This is a genomic window from Salinicola lusitanus (genome assembly GCF_003206045.1).
Lineage (GTDB): Bacteria > Pseudomonadota > Gammaproteobacteria > Pseudomonadales > Halomonadaceae > Salinicola > Salinicola lusitanus.
The window spans coordinates 228,890-251,558 of record NZ_PZJM01000003.1 but is presented as its reverse complement, the minus strand read 5'-3'; the positions used below and the strand labels follow the sequence as shown (position 1 = coordinate 251,558).

Annotated in this window: 16 protein-coding genes; 10 read left to right on the top strand and 6 right to left on the bottom strand. The window is 63.5% G+C overall.

The window, feature by feature from the left end; genetic code table 11:
• Positions 1–62 precede the first annotated feature (62 nt).
• Positions 63–2,018 carry a TonB-dependent siderophore receptor gene (locus tag DOM45_RS04890; protein WP_240612290.1) on the top strand — a complete coding sequence of 652 codons (1,956 nt, stop codon included), beginning with the start codon at positions 63–65 and terminating at the stop codon, positions 2,016–2,018.
• Positions 2,019–2,265: 247 nt separating this feature from the next.
• Complete coding sequence (locus DOM45_RS04885; protein WP_110598404.1) at positions 2,266–4,488, top strand: TonB-dependent receptor; 2,223 nt, start codon at positions 2,266–2,268, stop codon at positions 4,486–4,488.
• Positions 4,489–4,598: 110 nt separating this feature from the next.
• Here DOM45_RS04885 and DOM45_RS04880 read toward each other — a convergent pair whose 3' ends face one another.
• Positions 4,599–5,888 (bottom strand): aromatic ring-hydroxylating oxygenase subunit alpha, encoded by a 1,290-nt coding sequence (locus DOM45_RS04880; protein ID WP_110598403.1) that lies wholly within the window; start codon positions 5,886–5,888, stop codon positions 4,599–4,601.
• 439 nt (positions 5,889–6,327) lie between these two features.
• Between DOM45_RS04880 and DOM45_RS04875 the strand changes: the two genes are divergently transcribed.
• The 3 genes from DOM45_RS04875 to DOM45_RS04865 all read left to right on the top strand — a co-directional run bounded on the left by DOM45_RS04875 (position 6,328) and on the right by DOM45_RS04865 (position 9,589).
• The gene (locus DOM45_RS04875; RefSeq protein WP_425353324.1) at positions 6,328–7,428 is read left to right on the top strand and encodes an FAD-binding oxidoreductase; all 1,101 of its coding nucleotides are present in this window, start codon (positions 6,328–6,330) and stop codon (positions 7,426–7,428) included.
• A 221-nt stretch (positions 7,429–7,649) separates the two neighbouring features.
• A complete protein-coding gene (gene fdhA / locus DOM45_RS04870; RefSeq protein WP_110598401.1) occupies positions 7,650–8,843 on the top strand; it encodes a formaldehyde dehydrogenase, glutathione-independent in 1,194 nt (397 codons plus the stop codon).
• Positions 8,844–8,998: 155 nt separating this feature from the next.
• A complete protein-coding gene (locus DOM45_RS04865; protein WP_110598962.1) occupies positions 8,999–9,589 on the top strand; it encodes a DNA-3-methyladenine glycosylase I in 591 nt (196 codons plus the stop codon).
• A gap of 35 nt (positions 9,590–9,624) precedes the next feature.
• Here the strand turns inward: DOM45_RS04865 and DOM45_RS04860 are convergent, their stop codons facing one another.
• The 5 genes from DOM45_RS04860 to DOM45_RS04840 form a co-directional block, all read right to left on the bottom strand.
• Positions 9,625–11,181: an FGGY-family carbohydrate kinase gene (locus tag DOM45_RS04860; RefSeq protein ID WP_110598400.1), complete on the bottom strand. Its 1,557-nt coding sequence runs from the start codon at positions 11,179–11,181 to the stop codon at positions 9,625–9,627.
• A gap of 11 nt (positions 11,182–11,192) precedes the next feature.
• On the bottom strand, positions 11,193–12,176 hold the full coding sequence (locus tag DOM45_RS04855; protein ID WP_110598399.1) for an ABC transporter permease: 984 nt from the start codon (positions 12,174–12,176) through the stop codon (positions 11,193–11,195).
• A complete protein-coding gene (locus DOM45_RS04850; RefSeq protein WP_110598398.1) occupies positions 12,173–13,165 on the bottom strand; it encodes an ABC transporter permease in 993 nt (330 codons plus the stop codon). The genes DOM45_RS04855 and DOM45_RS04850 overlap by 4 nt, the downstream gene beginning before the upstream one ends.
• Positions 13,158–14,648 (bottom strand): sugar ABC transporter ATP-binding protein, encoded by a 1,491-nt coding sequence (locus DOM45_RS04845; protein WP_110598397.1) that lies wholly within the window; start codon positions 14,646–14,648, stop codon positions 13,158–13,160. The genes DOM45_RS04850 and DOM45_RS04845 overlap by 8 nt, the downstream gene beginning before the upstream one ends.
• A 72-nt stretch (positions 14,649–14,720) precedes the next feature.
• Entirely contained in the window at positions 14,721–15,707 is a 987-nt protein-coding gene (locus tag DOM45_RS04840) for a substrate-binding domain-containing protein (RefSeq protein WP_110598396.1), read from the bottom strand.
• Between the two features lie 153 nt (positions 15,708–15,860).
• On the opposite strand from DOM45_RS04840, the gene DOM45_RS04835 reads away from it, so the two are divergent.
• The 5 genes from DOM45_RS04835 (at position 15,861) to DOM45_RS04815 (ending at position 22,628) form a co-directional block, all read left to right on the top strand.
• Positions 15,861–16,898 (top strand): substrate-binding domain-containing protein, encoded by a 1,038-nt coding sequence (locus DOM45_RS04835; RefSeq protein ID WP_110598395.1) that lies wholly within the window; start codon positions 15,861–15,863, stop codon positions 16,896–16,898.
• Positions 16,899–17,110: 212 nt separating this feature from the next.
• Positions 17,111–18,361: a sarcosine oxidase subunit beta family protein gene (locus tag DOM45_RS04830; protein ID WP_110598394.1), complete on the top strand. Its 1,251-nt coding sequence runs from the start codon at positions 17,111–17,113 to the stop codon at positions 18,359–18,361.
• A 166-nt stretch (positions 18,362–18,527) separates the two neighbouring features.
• Positions 18,528–18,917, top strand: a complete 390-nt coding sequence (locus DOM45_RS04825) for a sarcosine oxidase subunit delta (protein WP_106418260.1) — start codon at positions 18,528–18,530, stop codon at positions 18,915–18,917.
• Positions 18,914–21,955, top strand: coding sequence for a sarcosine oxidase subunit alpha family protein (locus DOM45_RS04820; protein ID WP_110598393.1), 3,042 nt, complete (start codon positions 18,914–18,916; stop codon positions 21,953–21,955). The genes DOM45_RS04825 and DOM45_RS04820 overlap by 4 nt, the downstream gene beginning before the upstream one ends.
• Positions 21,948–22,628 carry a sarcosine oxidase subunit gamma gene (locus tag DOM45_RS04815; protein WP_110598392.1) on the top strand — a complete coding sequence of 227 codons (681 nt, stop codon included), beginning with the start codon at positions 21,948–21,950 and terminating at the stop codon, positions 22,626–22,628. The genes DOM45_RS04820 and DOM45_RS04815 overlap by 8 nt, the downstream gene beginning before the upstream one ends.
• The last annotated feature ends 41 nt before the right edge of the window (positions 22,629–22,669 follow it).

Below are 22,669 nucleotides of genomic sequence, written 5' to 3'. Positions count from 1 at the left end.
TGCTTTTTGCTTGTACGGCAAGCGTATTTGCCCAAGAGCCTACCGCCAACAACGATACTGTCGTGGTCACCAGCACGGCACTCAAGGTCGATACGCCGCTGCTGGAAACGCCTCGCTCCGCTTCTGTGGTCACCGACACCGAACTGGAGAGACGCGCGGTCAACAAGTATGACCAGGTTCTACGCTATCGCGCCGGCGCATTGTCGGCACCCTACGGGAATGACGCCAAGGCGGACTGGTTTTTCTTCCGAGGCTTCTCGGGAGAGGACTCAACCTATCAGGACGGATTGCGTCTGTTCCGCGAGGCTGGCTATCTATGGTGGAAAACCGAGCCTTTCGGTCTTGAGCGAGTCGATTTCTTGAAGGGTCCAGCGTCGATCCTATATGGCGAGGCACCTCCCGGGGGAATCATCAACGCCATCAGCAAGCGCCCGACCGACGATACCCAGGGGTTGTTCGAAATCCAGGCCGGCAACAAGGGACATCGACAGGTAGGAATTGATACGTCCGGTCCGGTCAGCGATAGCGGCGATGTTCGCTACCGTATCGTTGGGTTGTTTCGCGACCAGGATGGTGAACTCGACGGTACCGACAACGAGAGAGTCTACTTCGCTCCCAGTCTGGCGATCGATCTCTCCGACGACACCACGCTTACGTTGCTGGCCAGCTATCAGCGCGATCACGGTACGCCGGCCAATGTCTTCTACCTTCCTTATGGCTCCGTCAACGACACGCCGTTCGGCAAGGTCGGCCGGGATACCGATCTCGGTGACAACGATAACGATAGGCTCGAGCACGAGCAGATATCGGTCGGATACGAACTCGAGCATACCTTCAACGATACCTGGGAGTTCCAGCAGAACGCCCGGTTCGCGTCCCTGGATCTTTTCCTGCGCACGGCCTATCCGTCCTACATGGCGGAGGCGGATGGACGCGATGCAGTTCGAGGGCTGACCTACCGCGATGGCAGCTACGACGCCTTCACCATCGATAACCGCATGATAGGCACCTGGTACACCGACAACACCGAGAACACGCTGCTGGTGGGGCTGGACTATCAGCATCTGGATGCGGACTACCTCAGCCGTGACACCTTTGACTACGGCACGATCGATATCTTCGATCCAGGCAACGCATCCACCAATCCACTCAGCGATCCGAGCTATTACGATCAGGGCAAGGAACAGATCGGTGTCTACGTTCAGGACCAACTCCGTCTCTACGATCGCTGGATTCTGCTGGCGGGTGCTCGTCACGACAGCGTCGACGTCACCAACAAGCAGGACGGTGGTGAGGATCAGAGCTACGACGACTCCCAGATGTCCTACACCGGTGGCGTCATGTATCTCGGTGACTACGGCCTCTCGCCCTATCTGAGCTATAGCGAGTCATTCACACCCAACATCGGCAACGATCTAAACGGCGATGCCTATCAGCCCAGCGAGGGCAAACAGTGGGAGCTGGGGCTCAAGTACGCACCCGATTGGCTGGATGGTTATGTCACTGCAGCTGTCTTCGACTTGAAGGAGAGCGACACGCTCTATCCCAGCGGCGGCTCCTCAAGTAACCAGGGTGGGGAGCGTCATTCGCGCGGGTTCGAGCTGGAAGGGGTGGGTTACGTGACCGACAACCTTCAGGTCACGGCGGCTTACACCTACACCGACGTCACGGTCGACGTGAGCGACACGTTAAATGATCTACGTGCCGGTTTGATCCCGCGTCATCAGGCATCGCTGTGGCTGGATTACGACTTTGATCGAGGCCCGCTCGCCGGGCTGGGTCTGGGCGCAGGCGCTCGGTACATCGGTACCAGCGTGGATTCGCCTCAGTACAGTGATACCCGAGTGCCGGCCTATACGCTCTACGATGCGATGGCCAGCTACGCGATCGATTCGCACTGGACCGCCCAGGTGAACGTGACGAACCTGACCGATAAGGAGTACGTCAGCGGGTGCGACTACTGGTGTTACTACGGTGAATCCCGCAGTGTCATTGGTAGCCTGAAATATCATTGGTAAGACAGTCATCAATCCACGAAGCCCGGCGATACGCCGGGCTTTTTTCTTGCCAATCACCGCAAGCGCGGACCGGAAGTTTGGCACGCCGGGCCTTGGGTCATGGGCGAATTCGTGAGGAGGGATCGTCACCGGCGTAGAGATATGAATCGTTGTTTTTGATAATGATTGTCGTTTAACTTTTGGTTACGTCGCTATAGTATGTCCTCGCCGTTTACTCGTCCGCCCCGACCGCTAGGTTTCTCGAATCATGAACCGATCAGGTATTGAAACGCAGCAGAACCAGAAAACGCTAGGCAAGCTGATGTTTGTCGCTATGGCAATGACCGCGCCACCGTTGGTCAGTCCGGGATGGGCTCAGAGTCCTGATACCAGCGCGCAGACGCTGAACACTGTCACCGTCACCAGCCAGGCGATCCTGACCCAAGGCGATACACCGCCGCCGGCCTATGCGGGCGGGCAGGTCGCTGCCGGGGGACGGATCGGAGTTTTCGGCGAGCAGGACGCGATGGATGTGCCGTTCAACGTCATCAGCTACACCAGTGAGCTGATCGAGAATCAACAGGCCGACACCCTGGGCGACGTGCTGCAGAACGATGCCTCGGTCATGGTCGGCAAGGGGTTCGGCAACTACTCGGAGTCATTCAAGGTCCGCGGATTCGACCTCTACGGTGACGATATTTCCTACGGCGGGCTTTATGGGGTATTGCCGCGTCAGCTGATCAACACCAGCATGATGGGGCGCGTCGAGCTGTTCAAAGGGGCCAGTGCATTCGCCAATGGTGTACCCGCTGGCGGGACAGGCGTGGGTGGTGCGGTCAACATCGAGCCCAAGCGGGCGACCGATGAGCCGATCACACGAATCTCCACGGGATATCGGTCGGACAGCTACGGTGAAACACAGCTAGATGTCGGGCGGCGATTCGGCAATCAGAACGAATATGGGGTTCGGGCCAGTATCAACCGCGGGCGTGGGGATACGGCCATCGATGACGAAAGCCGTAAAAATACCTCTGCGGTGGTGGGGCTGGACTACCGTGGCGATCGCGCTCGAGCATCGCTGGATATCGGTCACCAGAAGTCGATCATCGACGGTGGGCGGCTCAATGTGAACCTGGCCAGCTACACCGGCGATACCGTACCTTCGGTGCCTGATGCCGACAGCAACTACACGCCGAGCTGGAATCGCTCAAGCCTGGAAACCAATTTCGCCATGCTGCGTGGTGAATACGACTTCAGCGATTCCTGGACCGGCTATGCGGCGATCGGGGGAAATCGCACGCATGAGCGAAGTCTGGCAGGATCGCCCCGCGTCATTAACGACGATGGCGACGCCACCGTGACGCAGCTAGATACGGCCTACCAGTCGGAGACCTTCGCCAGTCAGGTCGGATTGCGTGGGCAACTGGAGACGGGGCCAGTATCCCATCAGGTCAACCTCGGCTACTCCAGCGTCTACTCCCGCAAGGATGTGGCTTTCGATGGCATTTTTACTGGAGCGCCGACCAACATCTACGACCCGGCTAATGTTCCCGTCCGTGAGCCTAACTTCCCCAGCGGTGATCTGAGCGATCCCACGACGACAGGGCGTACCTATAATAACGGCGTTTCTCTGTCAGACACGCTGGGTTTCTTCGATGATCATGTGTTGCTGACGCTGGGTGGTCGCTATCAGGAGATCGAGGTCAATAACTACGATGGCAATACTGGCAAGCGTGGCAGTCGCTTCACCGAGTCGCGCGTCACGCCCGTCTACGGCATCGTCTACAAGGCCACGGACAATATTTCACTCTATGCCAACCATATCGAAGCGCTGCAGCAGGGTAAGACGGCCCCGAGTTTGAGTAACTATCCGAACCTGACGAATCCCAATGAAGTTCTCGGCATCGTGCGCTCTAAGCAGAATGAGATCGGTGCCAAGTTCGACTACGGCAATATCGGCGGTGGCATCAGCCTATTCCAGATCGAGCAGCCGCAGGTCAGCATCGAGGACAACACCGCCGGCTACAACGGCGAGCAGCGTAACCGCGGCATCGAGCTGAGTGGCTACGGCGTGCCGCTGGATGGCGTGCGCGTGTTGGCGAGTGCCACCTTCATGGACCCGGAACTCCGCAATACCACCAATGGTGAGAACGATGGCAACGATGCGCCGGGCGTGCCGAGCTATCGTTATGTGCTGGGCGGGGAGTGGGATATCCCGCACATGGACCGGCTGACGGCGACCGGCAGGTTCATTCGCACCGGTTCGCAGTACGTCGACGACAGCAACAATCTCGAAGTCGATCCCTGGAATCGTCTCGATCTGGGTTTCCGCTATACGATGCCACTCAACGAGGCGAGCCTGATCTGGCGCGCTGATGTCGACAACGTCACCGACGAGGATTACTGGGAGTCCGCCGCCACGACTGGCAACCAGACACTGGTCCAAGGCGAGCCGCGGACGTTCAAGCTGTCGGCGACGGTGGAGTTCTAGTTCGCGGATATCATGGCCATCAGCAAAAAGGCGCCTCCCAGGTGAGGCGCCTTTTTCATGGCTGGATGACCCGGAAAGCGTGGATTGCGCGCTGTCCAGTGGTGCCTCGACTACTGCGAGGCGACCTGCAACTGAGGCGATGCCTCGACGCCGAGATTGGCCCGCAACGTCTCGCTGTACCAGTTGACGAAGTCGATCACGCCGAACTCGTAGGTCTTGGAGTAGGGTCCTGGCTGATAGGCGCGTGAATTGATCCCGAGCTGGTTCTCCTCGGCCAGGCGGCGGTCCTGATCATTGGTGGCGTCCCAGACCTGGCGGAGACGTTCGGGGTCGTAGTCGACGCCTTCCACGGCATCCTTGTGCACCAGCCACTTGGTGGTGACCAGGGTCTCCTGCGGGCCGAGTGGCAGCACCCGGAACACCACCGCGTGATCGCCCATGAAGTGGTTCCACGAATTGGGCAGGTGCAGGATACGCAGCGAGCCCATGTCCGCATTGGGTATATGGCCCATCAGCTTGTTGCAGCCTGGCTTGCCGTCCATGGTCATCGAGACGATGCCGTCGATCAGCGGCGTGCGGGTGAGGCGATTGCGCTTGCCGAATCGGGCGAGCTGCCACGGTACCTCGCAGGCGGTCCAGTCGGCCTGCTTGCGGGCGACCAGTTCACGGTACTCGCCGGTGGAACGGGGGTCGTCGGTATCGTCGAACTCGATCAGCGAGTTGAGCAGTTCGGGATGGGCGCCGTTGCAGTGATAGCACTCACGATTGTTCTCGAGCACCAGCTTCCAGTTGGCGCGTTCGACGATATTGGACTCCACCGCGACCTTGACGTTGTCCATGTCGTAGGGCGACAGGTAGTGTTCCAGCGATACCAGGAAGTCGTCGATCGGCTCCGGGTCCTCGCTCAGGTTGACGAACACGAAGCCGCCGGCGCTCTTTACTGCCACGGGCTTGAGACCGTAGGCGCTCATGTCGAAATCGGCACCCATGTCGCTGCCGGCGAACAGCAGCCGACCATCGAGCTCGTAGGTCCACTGGTGATAGGGGCAGACCAGCTTGGCGACCTTGCCCTTGTCCTTGAGACACAATCGGGATCCGCGGTGGCGGCAGACATTGTGAAACGCCTGGATGCGATTCTCGGCACCACGCACCACGATGATCGAGTTGCTGCCGATCTCGATCTTGAAGAAGTTGCCCTTGGCGGGGATCTCGCAGCTCATGCCGGCGAACAGCCACTGCTTCTCGAACACTTCCTCCATGTCCAGCGCGAACAGTCGCGAGTCGTTGTAGAACGGCTGGGGCAGCGAGAACGTCGGGTCACGCTGGTCCAGCATTTCCGCCACGGCGGCGCGAGTCTCGGCAAGTGAACCCTCCAGACTGTCGCGTGGAAGTGGTGACATGGTCGCATCCTCATCGATAACAGGTGTGGGTCTTCCCGAACATGACCGCGGGAACGACCGGGTGGAGTGGCTATTGTGGTGTCGATTTTAAGCTGTCGGTCTGACTTTCGGCGAGTGTCGCTCAGGTGCTGGTGATGAAATTGTCCAGCCGCGACACTCGTCGATGCCAGGCCGACCGCTGACCACAATTGCTCACCGGGGCGTCACACGTTGACACTGGGTCGGCGATGACGTCGCGCGGCTGTCACAGGGCGTCATTTTTCGTACCGGCAGCGCCGTTTTACCGGTGGCTGGGGGTGGTTGACATGCCCGTGTCGTTGATAGGCAAGTCGGTCCGCGTCGGCGTGCGCAGAATCCGCTGAGGACGGTAATTCACCGGAAGCGGCTGAGCGGATTGGCATTCTCGCCCTGGCCATTTCCCCGATCGAGTGCGGTGACGATGGAATTCTTCAATCCGGTCAATACCCAAACCTGGACCAACGGCCGACATCAGGTACGGTGCGTCAAGGTGATTCAGGAAACCTGGAACGTGCGAACGTTCTGTTTTATGGCCGACCAGCCGGTGATGTTCTTCTTCAAGCCGGGACAGTTCGTCACGCTGGAGCTAGAGATCGCCGGCCAGCCGGTAATGCGTTCCTACACGATCTCCAGTTCCCCCTCGATCCCCTACAGCTTCTCGATCACCGTCAAGCGGCTGCCAGGGGGGCAGGTCTCCAACTGGTTGCACGACAATCTCAAGATCGGCGACCCGATGGTGGTTCACGGGCCGGTCGGCGATTTCAACGTCATCGATCATCCGGCGGAGAAAGTGCTGATGCTGTCCGGCGGTGTCGGCATCACGCCGCTGATGTCGATGACGCGCTGGTTCTTCGATACCAATGCTGCCGTGGATCTCGAATTCATCCACTGTGCCCAGGCGCCCAACGACATCATCTACCACCGTGAACTGGTCCACATGTTCTCGCGGCTGCCGGAGTTCCGCCTGCATATCGTCTGCGAGCGTAGCGACGAGCTCAGCCAGGCCTGGTCCGGTTTTCGAGGCTATCTGACGAGGCAGATGCTGACGCTGATGGCGCCGGACTATCTCGAAAGGGAAGTGTTCTGCTGCGGGCCGGCGCCATTCATGCAGGCGGTGCGCCAGGTACTGCAGGAAGATGGCTTCGACATGTCGAGTTACCACCAGGAGTCCTTCGGCGCGACGCCGTTGAGCGTCCAGGAAGATGTGCTGGAACTCGCCGAGCAGGCCGAGGCCGATGCCGAGGAAGTCGATACGGCGACGCTGATACCAGTGGAATTCACCGGCAGTGGCAAGAGTATCCGCGTCAGTGAAAACGACACTATTCACTCGGCTGCCGCCAAGCTTGGATTGCACATTCCCAAGGCCTGCGGGATGGGAATCTGCGGTACTTGCCGGGTCATGAAGCTGGAAGGCGAAGTCGAGATGGAACACAACGGCGGCATTACCGAGGAGGACGAAGCGGAAGGTTTCATCCTGTCGTGCTGTTCGAAGCCGCGGGGAAAAGTCGTCATCGATTTCTGAGCCACGAGCCACGAGCCACGAGCCACGACGAGCCACGAGCAAAGCGCTGCAAGTGTTAGACCTTTGGACCTGACGACTGTCGTCGCGGCGTCATTCGATGGCGTGAAGAGACCGTTTCGACGTCGATGTAACTCCTAGTCTGGTCTCGCGCCTTCATGCGATGTCGTCGCCAGAGCGGCACGACACAAGGCATTCCGAGATCAGACCCAGGAGTCCACGCCATGTCTTCATCCGCCAACCGAGGCGTCGTCTTTCGCGGTGCCGGCAAGGTCGCCGTCGAGAGTATTCCCTTCCCCGAACTGGCGCTCGGCAGCCGCCAGTGTCACCACGGCGTCATTCTCAAGATATTGACCACCAACATCTGCGGCAGCGACCAGCACATGGTGCGTGGCCGAACCACCGCGCCGGAAGGGCTGGTGCTTGGCCACGAGATCACCGGCGAGGTGATCGAGTGCGGCCGCGATGTCGAGTTCATCAAGAAGGGCGACATCGTCTCGGTACCGTTCAACGTAGCCTGCGGCCGCTGCCGCAACTGCAAGCGCGGCGATACCCACATCTGTCTGCACGTCAACGGTGACCGCGCCGGTGGCGCCTACGGCTATGTCGATATGGGCGGTTGGGTCGGCGGTCAGGCCGAGTACGTGATGGTGCCCTATGCCGACTTCCAACTGCTCGTCTTTCCCGACAAGGAGCAGGCGATGGAGAAGATCCTCGATCTCACCATGCTCTCGGACATTTTCCCCACCGGCTTCCACGGCTGCGTGACCGCCGGTGTCCAGCCCGGGTCGACGGTCTATATCGCCGGTGCGGGTCCGGTAGGGCTGGCCGCCGCCGTCTCCGCTCAACTGCTGGGTGCGGCCTGCGTCATCGTCGGCGACATGAACGACAAGCGTCTCGATCAGGCGCGCAGCTTCGGCTGCGTCGGGCTCGACCTGAAGCAGGATGCCAGCATGTCGGAGCTGATCGAATCGGTCCTCGGCGTGCCGGAGGTCGATGCGGCGGTCGATGCGGTGGGATTCGAGGCCAACTGCCATGGCCACAACCATTCTCATGAGCAGCCGGCCACCGTGCTCAACGCCACCATGGAGATCACCCAGGCCGGTGGTCGGGTCGGCATTCCAGGGCTCTACGTCACCGAAGATCCGGGCGCCGAGAGCGAAGACGCCAAGCACGGCAATATCTCGATGAAGTTCGGTCTCGGCTGGGCCAAGGCGATGTCGTTCCACACCGGTCAGACACCGGCCATGCGCTATCAGCGCCAGTTGATGCAGGCGATCCTTCACGACAGGGTACAGATCGGCAAGGCGGTGAACGTGCAGACCATCTCGCTCGACGAGGCGCCCCAGGGGTACGCCGACTTCGACGGCGGCGCGGCGAAGAAATTCGTCATCGATCCGCATGGGACGCTCAAATAGCCACGAGCCACGAGTAGCGCCGGTTTCGGGGCGCTGTCAAAAGAGCCGGCGATGCCATGGGGCATCGCCGGCTCTTTTTCGTTTGGCTGGGCCAGCGAAAGGCAGCAGAATCGAGTCATTCCGATCGTCCGACAGGAACCCGACCGAGACCGATGATGACAGAGCCGACCCCGAATCTGCCGCGCTGCGCCTGGGCGCAGACGCATCCACTGAATGCCGAGTACCACGACGAGGAGTGGGGCGTACCGGAGTACGACAGCCGGGCGCTGTGGGAAAAGTTGATCCTCGATGGCTTCCAGGCGGGGCTCTCCTGGCTGACCATCCTCAAGAAGCGTGACGCCTTCCGTGAGGCCTTCGAGGGCTTCGATCCCGTCAGGATCGCCGACTATGACGAGCATGACATCGAGCGGCTGATGGGCAACGCCGGCATCATCCGTTCCCGATCCAAGATCGAGGCGACCCTCGGCAATGCCCGGGCCTACCTCGCCATGCAGGACAACGGCGAGGATTTCTCCGAGTTCCTGTGGGGCATGGTCGGCGGCCGGCCGATCCAGCGGGACTTCGAACGCGATGGGCCGGTCCCCACCCAGACGCCGCTATCCCTGGAGATTTCCAAGGCGCTCAAGAAGCGTGGGTTCAAGTTCGTCGGTCCGGTCATCGTCTATGCCTGGATGCAGGCCGTCGGCATGGTCAACGACCACGCCGACGATTGCCATCGCCGCAAGCCGGTGGCGGCGATGGGCTGATCGCCGCCACTGGACCGGACTGCCTCGCGGCAGGCTCAGTCCAGGCGTCCATCGAACAGCTCGCGAAACGCGGCATAGCGCTTCTCGTGCATGTCACGCGCTGCCGGGTCGGGCTCGAGTACGCCCTCGCCAGGCGCGAGTGCACGGGCCACGGCCAGCAGATCGCCATCGCGCCAAGGCGCCATGGCGGCCACGGCGGCCCCCAGCAGCACGGGCTCCGGTGCCGCCGACAGCACCACGCGGCAGCCGGTGCCATCGGCGTAGAGCTTGCGCAGCAGGGGGGAGCGGTTGTGGCCACCGCTGAGGTGGAGCGTGTCGATGGCGTAACCGTTGGCGTTCATGCGCTCGATGATCGCCCGCGTGCCGTAGACCAGCGCCGTCGCGGCGGCCCAGTACACCTTGATGAAGGTCTCCGTGGGGGATTCCAGCGTGAGGCCGACGATGGCGCCACGAATGTCGGGGTCAGCCAGCGGTGAACGGTTGCCGATGAAGTCCGGGCGAACGTGAAGGTCCGGTGCCGGATCGCCTGTTGCAAGCCGTTCCAGCAGCAGTTCCGAGAGAGCACCGTGGGGGTCGTCGCCAAGCTCGCTACCCGCGCTGAACAGGTCGACGATATGGTCCAGCAGGGCGCCGGTCAGGCTCTGGCCGCCCTCGTTGGCGACGAATCCGTCGCACAGGGCGCCCGGATAGGGGCCCCAGACGCCGGGAACTTCGCGACGTTCCGGCTGGGCACCGATATGACAGGTCGAGGTGCCGGCAATCACCGCCACCCGATGCGCCGAGTGCGCGTCGAGGCTGCGCCCCAGCGTGCCCATGGCGCCGGCATAGGCGTCGATCATGCCGACGGCAAACAGACAGTCGGTGGTGAGGCCGAGCTCGGCCGCGGCCTTCTCGCTCAGTCGCCCCAGCGGTTCGCCCACGGCGGCGGCGCGATCGGGCAGCGCCGCGCGCTCGAGGACGTCCGTCATGTCGATCTGGGCGAGGAATTCCCGATCCCAGCCGCGGTTCGGGCGCGGATCGAAGGTCCATTTGCAGGCCAGCGTGCAGACCGAACGGCGATCGATGCCGGTGCAGTGATAGCCCAGCCAGTCGCCGAGGTCACCGGCGTAACCGATGCTGTCGTAGAGTTCCGGTCGGTTGCGCTTGAGCCACATCAGCTTGGGCATCTGCATCTCCGGCGACATCACTCCGCCGAGATTGGCCAGTGGTGCAGCCTGGGTCGCGGTACAGATCGACGCCTCGGCCGTCGCCCGATGATCCATCCAGACGATGATGTTCCAGGACTCGTCGCCCGGCGATAGCGTCAACGGCTCATGCTGACGGTCGAGCAGCGCCAGCGAACAGGTCGCGCTGACAGACATGCCCTTGACCTGGGCCGGCTCGATGTCCGCCTGCTGGACCGCGCGGCGGGTGGCGTCGCAGACGGCTCGCCAGATATCGGTGGTGCTCTGCTCGACATGGTGTTCGAGAGGACGATGAATGGCGATCGGTGCCTTCGCCTCGCCCAGCAGTTCGCCGCGATCATCGAAGACCCCGACGCGGGCGCTGCCGGTGCCGATGTCGACGCCCAGTGAATAAACGGTATAGGACATGGTTGACCTGTTCATGAGCGTTTGAGAAAGGGCATGCGCAGCGTCATCACGACGATCAGGAACGCGCCCCAGACGGCGGTGGCGAGATGCTGGCTGGCGCCCATCAGGTTCATGCCCGAGGCGATCACCTGAAGGCTCATCAACCCGAGCACCAGTGGCAGCACGCGCCCGAAGCCGCCGAACGGATTGGCACCGGCGAGGAAACAGGCCAGTACCGTGATCAGCAGGTAGCTCTCGCCATGGCCCACGCGGACGGAGTTGAACCGCGCCAGCATCACCATGCCGGCGATCGCGGCCAGCAACCCGGAGAGGGTGTAGAGCACGATCAACACACGGCGCACATTGATACCCGAGTACTCGGTGGCGCGCGGGTTGGAGCCGATCATATGGATCGAGAACCCGGTGCGCGTGAACTGCATGAAGTAGGCGAGCCCGCCAGCGGTCAGCAGGAAGATCAGCATCGGGATGGGGATACCGATCAGGGTGCCGCTGCCGAGCCATTGAAAACCGGCCGGCATGCCGGAGATGCCGCCGCCACGGGTCAGGAACTCACCCAGCCCCTGGAGGAAGATCATCGCGCCCAGCGAGACCAGAATCGGATGGGCGCCAACCCGCGCGACGATGACGCCGATCAGCAAGCCGGCTGCACTGCCGACGGCGAGACCGGCGCCGATACCCGCGACGATGCCGAGCACGCCAGCGTCGCCGAGGGCATTCTGCACCAGCCAGGCGGTGGTCAGCCCCGCGATATTGGCGGTGAAGGTCACCGCGAGGTTGAGACCGCCGGAGATGATCGGCACGAGCATGGCCAGGGAGAGCAGACCGAGCTCCGGAAGCTGTACGGCCATCGAGCGCACATTGACCGCGCTCAGAAAGCCCGGCGCCATCAGGGCGAAGAATGAGAAGCTCGCCACGAGCAGCAGCGCCATGATCCCGATCTCGAGCGTGTCGGCGCCGAAACGGAAGGCGTGACGGGGGGCGGATACGGAACTCATGAGCGTGCCTCCTGGGAAATCGGGCGACGGGGCAGCAGCTTGTCGAGATTGCTGCAGGTGATCGCGGCGAGAATGATGAAGCCGACGATCATGCGGAAGGCATAAGGTGTCACGCCAAGGAGATTGAGCCCGTTCTGCACCACGGCCAGCAGCAGCACGCCTAGCAGCGCCCCGGTCACCGAGCCGCGTCCGCCACCGAGCGTCGCACCGCCGAGGACCACGGCCGCGAGAATCGGCAGCTCCTGGCCGATCAGCGCGTTGGGGACCACTTCCTGCACGATGTGGGCCTGCATCAGCCCGGCGACGCCGGCGCAGAGACCCAGCCAACCGTAGGCGAAGGCGTGGATCATTCCCACCCGCACCCCGGAGCGCCTGGCCGCTTCCGGGCTGGAGCCGAAGCCGTAGATGGCACGGCCGAACCCGGTCCGGGTGAGGATGAATCCGGTGGCAAGGCTCATCACCACCATCACCGCCACGGGGAGATAGAGCGTCGCGCTGCCCCGCGAGGCGGGCAGGTCGATCAGCGGGACCGAATAGTAGAGCCAGTCGGGGATGTCGTAGATCGACACGCCGCCGGTGAAGACCATCAGCAGGCCGAAGTAGAGGTTGAAGGTGCCGATGGTGACGATGATCGAGACGATGCGGAAACGGTGAATCAGAAAGGCATTCACCAGCCCGAGCAGGCTCCCCACGGCCATCGACAGGAGGATGCCAAGCAGCCAGTTGCCGCCGCCCAGGTGATCCAGCAGTAGCGTCATGACCACGTACTGCACCACCGAGGCCGCCACCGCGAACGAGATGTCGATGCCGCCGGCGATGAGCACCACCACCAGCCCGACGGCGAAGATCATGTTCACGGACTGGTTGTTGAGCAGGTCGAACAGATTCTGCGTCGTCAGAAAGGTCTCCGTGGTCACACCCAGGATGAGACAGAGCGCGACGATGATCGCGGCCAGCACGCCCTCGGTGCCGAGGTGCAGTCTACGCATTGATGATCTCCTCGAGGGATGCCTCGGTGGTGGCATTCGGCGTGAGCTCGCGGCTGACTCGGCCCGCCTTGAGGACCACGACGCGGTCCGAATTCATCCAGATTTCGCCGGCCTCGTCCGAGATGAGGATGATCGACATGCCCTCGTCGGCCAGTTGGCGAATGATCTCGAAGATGCCCGCCTTGGCGCCGACATCGACGCCCACCGTGGGGCAGTCGAGAATCAGCACGTCAGGCTTGGTCGCCAGCCACTTGGCCAGCACGATCCGCTGCTGGTTGCCCCCGGAGAGGGAGGAGACCGCGAGTTCGGCGTCGCTGACCTTGGTGCCGAGACGCTGGATCCACTCGGCGGTCAGCTCGCGAAGACGTCGCGGGGAGAGGAAGCCCCGTGGCTTCTCCAGTTCGTCCAGTACCGTCACGGCGGTATTCATGTTGATCGACTGATTCTGGACCAGTCCCAGATGCAGGCGGTCCTCGGAGACGTAGGCGATGCCGTTGCGGATCGCGTCCCGATTGGAGCGCAGCGTCAGCGGCTTGCCGTTCTTGAGTAGCTCGCCGCCGGTGGGGCGATTCATGCCGAACAGAACGTGGGCCAGCTCTGTCCGTCCCGCACCCAGCAGCCCGGTGAGACCCAGTATCTCGCCGCGATGCAGCGTCAGCGAAACCTCCTCGAACTCGCCGGTGCGGCTCAGATTGCGCAGTTCGAGTACCGGCTCGCCCGCGCAGGCGGCTTGGCGCGGGGTGAGTGTCAGCTCGCGACCGGTCATCAATTGCGACAGCCGGGTCTGGGTCATGCCCTCGGTGGAATAGGTCCCGACCAGGGCACCGTTGCGCAGCACGGTCACTCGCTGACAGACCGCCAGCACCTCCGACAGCCGGTGACTGACGAAGACGATGGAGATTCCCTGCGCCGAGAGCGAGCGGGTGATTTCCAGCAGGGTCTGTACTTCGTTGCGGGTCAGCGAAGCCGTGGGCTCGTCCATGAACACGATTCGAGCCCCGGCGCGCAGGACCCGGCAGATCGCCACCAACTGACGTCGCGCGATGGAGAGATCCTCGACCCGGGCATCGGGGTCGAGGGGGACTCCGAGTCGTTCGATCACCCCACGCGCCTCGCTGCGAGCGGCTCGGCGGGAGAGCGGTCGAAAAGGGCTGGCCACGTAATCGTCGAAGACGATGTTCTCGGCAACGCTCAGGTGCGGGAACAGGGCCAGATCCTGCCAGATGACATGGATCCCGAGCGCGCGGGCGTCGTGAGGGGTGATACGGCTCACGGCGGTGGCATTGCCGAACGAGAAGGTCGCCCCCGCTTCCGGTGTGTAGACGCCGTTGAGTATCTTGATCAACGTGCTCTTGCCGCAGCCGTTCTCGCCGGCGAGGCAGAGTACCTCGCCACGACGAAGCTCGAAGGAGACGTCATCGAGTACCCGGCTCTGGCCGAATACCTTGCTGACACGCTCCGCCCGTAGTGCGATGTCATCCATCGCTGTCTCTCCCGGAAGGCAAGATGAAGGAAGGCCGCGCGGGTATCGCGCGGCGATGACGGTCGAAGCGCTTCAAAGGCCGAGTTCGGCCAGTTGATCGACCGTCTCCTCGTTCAGCTCCAGCGGCTTGGAGGCGAACAGGGTATGACCGTCGAGGCGCACCTTGCCCAGTACCGGCAGGTCGTCGCCATCGGCGATCTCGCCACCTTCGTAGAGTCTGTCGCCCAGCGCGACGAAGGCCTTGCCGGCCTCCAGCGGGCTCCACTGGAAACCGCCGGTAATGACGCCCTCGTGGACCAGGCGGCGCCCCTGTCCGGGGGAGAACAGGCCCATGACCTTGATGTCCCCGGCCAGACCCCGCTCCTTGACGGCTCGTGCCGCACCGATGGTGCCCTGGCTGCCGAAGGACATGATGCCGGCCAGGTCAGGGTGGGCGCGGATCAGATCCAGGGTGGTATTGCGGCTGTCGTCGACGCTCTCGGCGACACCGAAGCGATCGGCGGCCTGCTTCATGTCCGGGCAGTTCTGATCGAGCCATTGAATGGCGGCATCGGCCCAGGCGTTGTGGGCCGGCACGTTGAGTCCGCCGACATAGACGGCATAGGAACCTTCGCAGCCGGTGGTATCGGCCAGCAGCTTGGCGTGCTCTTCACCCAACTGCTGGGCGGAGATCATCTCGAAGTCGTAGTCGATGTTCTCGGAGTCGGGACTTTCATGCGTGAGGACGATGATGCCCTGGTCGCGGGCCTTCTTGAGCACCGGCTCCAGCACTTCGCGATCATTGGGGACCACACCGATGACATCCACGCCGCGAGCGATGAGATCCTCCACCGCGCGCACCTGCAGCGCGGGGTCGGCGCTGGTGGGGCCGATCATGTAGGCTTCGACGCCGAGCTCGTCGCCCATCTCCTCGATGCCTTGCTCCATGGCGTTGAACCAGGGAATCCCGCCGACCTTGGCCACGACCGCAATGGTGGGTTTGTCTTGAGCCTGCGCCACGCCGGCACTGCCGATGACGCCCGCGATGACGGTCGCGGCGAGATAGAAGTTGCGTTTCATGATCGGTTCCCCGTCGTTGGTGGTCCGATAGCGCAGCCCGGTCGAGGGGTCTTGACCAAAGTCGGTTATGAATGCGCAATCGGTTGTGCAACTATTCGTTTCTGCACCGTCCGGGTCAATGCGACTTTTGATCTACCGAAGGGGAGGGCCCAAGTGTCGAGCGAGCAGTCCAGAAAGTTGACGATCTATGATCTCGCCAAACTGGCGAACTCGTCGCCGAGTACCGTCAGCGCTGTCTTGAACGGTACGTGGCAGCGGCGTCGGATCAGCCGCAAGCTGGCCAAGCGAATCCTCGAGCTGGCCGAGCGCGAGGGATACTCGACCAACATGCAGGCGCGGGCGCTGCGCCGCGATCGTTCCGGCATTCTCGGCATGATCCTGCCGCTCTATGACAACCGCTATTTCAGTTCGATTGCCCAGGTATTCGAGGCGGAGGCGCGCCGGCGGGGTATTTTCACCATCGTCTCCTGCACCAATCGCGATCCGGCGCAGGAGCGCGAGGCGGCCAGGATGATGCTGGCCTACCGCGTCGAACATCTGATCTGTACCGGGGCAACGGACCCGGACGCCATCGCCGAAATGTGCGGTGCTGCAGGGATCGCCAGCCTCAACCTCGACCTGCCCGGCACGGCCGCGCCGTCGGTCATCTCCGCCAATCGCGAGGGTGCGCGCCGGCTGACGGATGCGCTGCTCGACCGGCTCGAGGCGCGGCGAGCCGACGCGGCGCGGGTGCTGTTCATCGGGGGGCGAGCCGAGGATCACAACACCCGGGAACGTATCGAAGGCTTCCGCCAGGCCCGTGAGAGGCGCGGTCTGGCCACGGCGCCCACGGATATCGTCACCTGTGATTATGCCGCCGAGAAGGCCCAGGCAGCGCTCGAGGCTTACGTCGGTCGTGAGGGCCGGTTGCCCGCCGCGATGTTCGTCAATTCCACGATCTCGCTGGAAGGTATCGTCCGCTGGCTGCGCCTGGGGGGGCATGACGTGAACGACATCATCATGGGCTGCTTCGACTGGGACCCGCTGGCGGCTGCCTTCCATCCGCGCCTGATCATGATGCGCCAGGACGTTCCCACGATGATCGCGCGTCTCTTCGACTGGATCGACGTCCCGCCCGAGGATCCGGCGAGCCGCCTGGAGGTCATGCCGGAGATCGTCGGCGACCCGGCGCAAGTCCGGGTCGCCGGATAGCCGCTATCTCTTCTCTCTACGTCACGTCGGTCGGTCGTCCTCTCGAGCGAGAGGGGTGAGCTCTGTCGTGAATCGCAATGTCATGTCGCAAACACGCCCAATCGTGACGTCGCAGCGCATCATGCCCCCCTAGGTGGACGATAACATCGCGGAAAATCACCGCACGCCGACCGCGTGTCGCCACGGCGACGAGCGACGTAGAGAGGGTCCCCATGCAACGTTATTCCGGTTTCAGCCTGGTCAAGCACGCGCTCAGTCATCACGAGAACTGGCAGCGCCACTGGCGTAACCCCACCCCCAAGAAGCGCTACGACGTGATCATCGTCGGCGGTGGCGGCCACGGTCTGGCGACGGCCTACTACCTCGCCAAGGAGTTCGGCGTCACCAATGTGGCGGTGATCGAGAAGGGCTGGCTGGGCGGCGGCAATACCGCGCGCAACACCACCATCGTGCGCTCCAACTATCTGTGGGACGAGGCGGCACAGCTCTACAACCACTCCCTCGATCTGTGGAAGGGGCTGTCCCAGGATCTCAACTACAACGTGATGTTCTCGCAGCGTGGCGTGCTCAACCTGGCGCACACCCTGCAGGACATGCGTGACGTGCAGCGCCGGGTCAATGCCAACCGCCTCAACGGCATCGACAGCGAGGTGGTGACGCCCGAGCAGATCAAGGAGATCGAGCCGGCGCTGGACATCTCCAAGAGCGCGCGTTACCCGATCATGGGCGCCTCGTGGCAGAAGAGTGCCGGGGTCGCGCGTCATGACGCCGTGGCCTGGGGCTTTGCCCGCGGCGCCGATGCCCTGGGTGTCGATCTGCTGCAGAACACCGAGGTGACCGGCTTCAAGATCCGCGATGGTCAGGTCTACGGCGTCCACACCAACCGCGGCGATATCGAAGCGCACACGGTCGGCTGCGTGGCCGCGGGCAACTCCGGCGTGTTGGCCAAGATGGCCGGATTCAAGCTGCCGCTGGAGTCGCATCCGCTGCAGGCGCTGGTCTCCGAACCGCTCAAGCCGATTCTCAACACCGTCACCATGTCCAACCACGTGCACGGCTACGTCAGCCAGTCCGACAAGGGCGATCTGGTGATCGGCGCGGGGATCGACGGCTATCTCGGTTACGGGCAGCGCGGCAGCTTCCCCACCATCGAGCACACCCTGCAGGCGATCGTCGAGATGTTCCCAATGTTCTCGCGGGTACGCATGAACCGGCAGTGGGGGGGCATCGTCGATACCTGCCCCGACGCCTGCCCGATCCTGTCCAAGACCCAGGTCAAGGGACTCTATTTCAACTGCGGCTGGGGCACCGGCGGCTTCAAGGCCACCCCCGGCTCTGGACACGTTTTCGCAGCCAGTCTGGCTAAAGGGGAAATGCACCCCATCGCGGCGCCGTTCTCCATCGACCGGTTCCATACCGGCGCCTTGATCGATGAGCATGGCGCCGCCGGCGTGGCGCACTGAGGGTACAAATGCCTGCGCGAGCGAATCGCTGCGTTACGCGGTACTCGGACATTCGCCTAATCCCGCGTTATGTCTCTTGTCCTGCGTGCCGTGTGCCTTGCGCTTCATCTCGCTCGGCAATTTGTACAGGGACTGCTCGTAACAAGTCCAAATCGGAGTAAACAACATGTTTCATATCTTCTGTCCCTACTGCCAGGAGTATCGCGAGGAAGAGGAGTTCCATCCCAGCGGTCAGGCACACCTCGTTCGTCCGGCCGATCCCGCCAGCGTGAGCGACGAGGAGTGGGGGGACTACCTGTTCTTCCGTGACAATCCGCGCGGTATCCACCACGAGATGTGGGTGCACCGGCTGGGCTGTCGCAAGTTCTTCAATATCACTCGCGACACCGCGACCTACGAGATTCTTGAGACCTACCGCATGGGCGAGCAGCCGAGCATCACCGCCGCCAACGCCGAGGTGCGCCGCGAGCAGGGCGTGCAGACCGCCGACGGCGGCTGGCAGACCGTGGGTGCACAGCCCGAGAACAGCCGGCTCAACGAGGAGACGCCGTCATGACCCAGTCCAACCGTCTCAATCAGGGCGGGCGCATCGACCGCTCGCGGCGGCTGTCGTTCACCTTCAACGGTCAGCAATACGTGGGCTTTGCCGGGGACACCCTGGCTTCCGCGCTGCTGGCCAACGGGGTGGATGTCGTCAACCGCAGCTTCAAGTATTCGCGGCCGCGCGGAATCGCCGCCGCCGGGCCGGAAGAGCCCAACGCCATCGTTCAGCTCGGCGCCAGCGAGGCCGCCCAGGTGCCCAACGTTCGCGCTACCCAACAGGCGCTGTATGACGGTCTGGTGGCGCGGGGCACCAACGGCTGGCCCAGCGTGCAGCGCGACGTGATGAGCTGGGTCGGTAAGCTGGGTGGCAGCTTCATGCCGCCGGGGTTCTACTACAAGACGTTCATGGCCCCGGCCTCGATGTGGATGACCTACGAGAAGTTCATCCGCAAGGGCGCCGGTCTCGGCCGCGCGCCCACCGAAGCCGATCCGGACATCTACGATCATCTCAATCAGCACTGCGACGTGCTGGTGATCGGCGCCGGCCCGGCCGGGCTTGCCGCCGCGCTCTCCGCCGCGCGTGCCGGCGCGCGGGTGATCCTGTGCGACGAGCAGGAGGAGATGGGCGGTTCGCTGCTCGACAGCCGTGAATCGATCGACGGCGCCCCGGCCAGCGCCTGGGCCGAACAGGTTGTCGCCGAACTCGCCGGTCTGGCTAACGTCACGCTGCTGCCGCGGACCACCGCCAACGGCTATCACGACCACAACTTCGTCACCCTGCACGAGCGGCGGACCGAGCACCTCGCCGATACCGCCGCGGGCGCCGGTCGCGAAGGTGAAGTGCGTGCACGGCTGCACCGGGTGCGTGCCGGCCGCGTGGTACTGGCCAGCGGCAGCCATGAGCGCCCGCTGGTCTACGCCAACAACGATGTGCCCGGCAACCTGGTGGCGGGGGCGATCTCTGTCTATATCCGCCGCTATGGGGTGGTGCCGGGGCAGCGCCTGGTGATCTCCACCAACAACGATCACGCCTACCGCGCGGCGCTGGACTGGCAGGAGGCTGGCCGTGAGGTGGTCGCGGTGGTCGACTCGCGCGCCAAGCCGGACGGCGATCTGGTCGAGCAGGCCCGCGATGCCGGTATCCGCGTCATCACCGGCAGCGCCGTGATGGAAGCCACCGGCAGCCAGCGCGTCAGCGGGGCCAAGGTGGTGGCGATCGACACCGAGCGCTTCGTGGTGACCGGCAAGGTCGAGACACTCGAGTGCGATACCATCGCCAGCTCCGGCGGCTACAGCCCGGTGGTCCACCTGGCCTCGCACACCGGCAAGCGCCCGCAGTGGCGCGACGACCTGCTCGGCTTCGTACCCGGCGAGGTCAAGGGCATGCATTTTGCCGGCGGCGTTCATGGCGTCTATGCCCTTGGCGAGACGCTCACCGACGGCGCCGATGTCGGTGCTGAAGCAGCGCGTGCGGCGGGCTTCGAGGAGGCCGCGGCGATGGCCGTCCCCGAGGTCGAGGTGCGCCACGAGTCGCCGACCAGCGCGCTCTATCAGATCCCCCACGAGAAGCCGCCGCTGCGCGCGCCCAAGCAGTTCGTCGATCTGCAGAACGATGTCACCGCAGCCGCCGTGGAGTTGGCGACCCGCGAGGGCTTCGAGTCGATCGAGCACGTCAAACGCTACACCGCGCTGGGCTTCGGCACCGACCAGGGCAAGCTGGGTAACATCAACGGGATGGCGATCGCCGCGCGCTGCCTCAATCGCTCGATTCCCGAGGTGGGGACCACGGTCTTCCGTCCCAACTACACCCCGGTCAGCTTCGGTGCCATCGTCGGCCGCCACTGCCGCGATCTGTTCGATCCCGAGCGCTATACCGCGCTGCACCAGTGGCACGTGGAGCACGGCGCCGAGTTCGAGGATGTCGGCCAGTGGAAGCGCCCCTGGTACTTCCCGCGCCGGGTCAACGGCAAGCGGGAGACGATGCACGAGGCAGTGGCGCGCGAGTGCCTCGCGGTGCGCCGCGGCGTGGGTATCCTCGACGCCTCGACCCTGGGCAAGATCGACATCCAGGGGCCGGATGCGCGTGAGTTCCTGGGCCGGGTCTACACCAACAAGTGGGCCAAGCTGGCACCGGGGCGCGTGCGCTACGGGCTGATGTGCAAAGACGACGGCATGCTGATGGACGACGGTACCACCAGTTGCCTGGCTGAAAACCACTTCCTGATGACCACCACCACCGGCGGCGCCGCCGGCGTGCTGGAGTGGCTGGAGCTGTGGCATCAGACCGAGTGGCCGGAACTGCAGGTCTACTTCAATTCGGTCACCGACCACTGGGCGACCATGACCGTGACCGGTCCGGACGCGCGCAAGCTGATGTCGGAAGTGACCGATATCGACCTCGACCGTGAGCAGTTCAAGTTCATGGACTGGAAGGAGGGCAAGGTCGCCGGCGTCCCCGCGCGGGTGTTCCGCATCTCCTTCACCGGCGAGCTGGCGTTCGAGATCAACGTCCAGGCCAACTACGCCATGCACGTGTGGAAGGCGCTCTTCGCCCATGGCGAGAAGTACGACCTCACGCCCTACGGCACCGAGACCATGCACGTGCTGCGTGCCGAGAAGGGGCTGATCATCGTCGGTCAGGACACCGACGGCTCGGTGACCCCGGAGGATCTGGGCATGCACTGGGCGGTGGGTTACGACAAACCGTTCTCGTGGATCGGCCAGCGCGCGCTGACGCGTCCGGACACCGCCCGCGAGGATCGCAAGCAGCTGGTGGGGCTCAAGCCCAAGGACCCCAAGGTGGTCCTCGAGGAGGGGGCGCAGATCGTGCTCGACCCCGAGCAGAAGATCCCCATGACCATGATGGGTCACGTCACCTCGAGCTACTACAGCCCGGTACTGGAGAGCGGCTTCGCGCTGGCGGTGCTCAAGGGCGGACGCAACCGGATGGGCGAGACCGTCTATCTGCCGATGTCCGACGGCACTGTCCACCAGGCCGAAGTCGTGAGTACCGTCTTCATCGATCCCAAGGGAGAGCGCCAGAATGTCTGAAGCCCATTCCGAAGCCAGTGTCGGCAACGCTGCCACTTTCGATACGCATCCGGGTGCCGACGCCGGCGTCACCCCCGAATCGCCGCTGCAGTGGAGCCGAGTGCAGGGGCACGTCACCGAGGAGGGGGGCGCCGCCGAGCAGATCCGGGTGGTCGAACGGCCATTCCTCGGTCATCTGGTACTGCGCGGTGGGGCCATCACTCTCGACGAGGCGGTGCGCGCCGAACTCGGCGTGAGCCTGCCGGGCAAGCCGCTGGGGCTGGTGCTCGACGCCGAGGGTAGCCGTTCGGTGCAGTGGGTCTCGCCGGACGAGTGGCTGGTGATCGTGCCCGCCGGCGAGGAGTTCGAGCTGGAGAATCGGCTGCGTGCGCGGCTGGGGGATGCCCACTTCGCCATCGTCAACGTCGGCGGCGGCCAGACCCTGCTGGAGCTCTCCGGCGAGAAGGCGCGTGAGCTGCTGATGAAGTCGGTCACCTACGATGTCCACGAGCATGGGCTGCCGGTGGGCAAGGCGGTAGGCACCGTCTTCGCCAAGACCAGCGTGGTGCTGCGGCGTCCCAGCGAAGAACGCTTCGAGCTGGTGATACGGCGCAGCTTCGCCGACTACTGCGTGCGCTGGCTGCGGGATGCCGGACGCGAGTACGGGCTGCGCGTGGCATCCGCGTCGCCCTGACCATCGATAGCCCCCGCCATGGCGGGGGCCAGGCCTGGCGG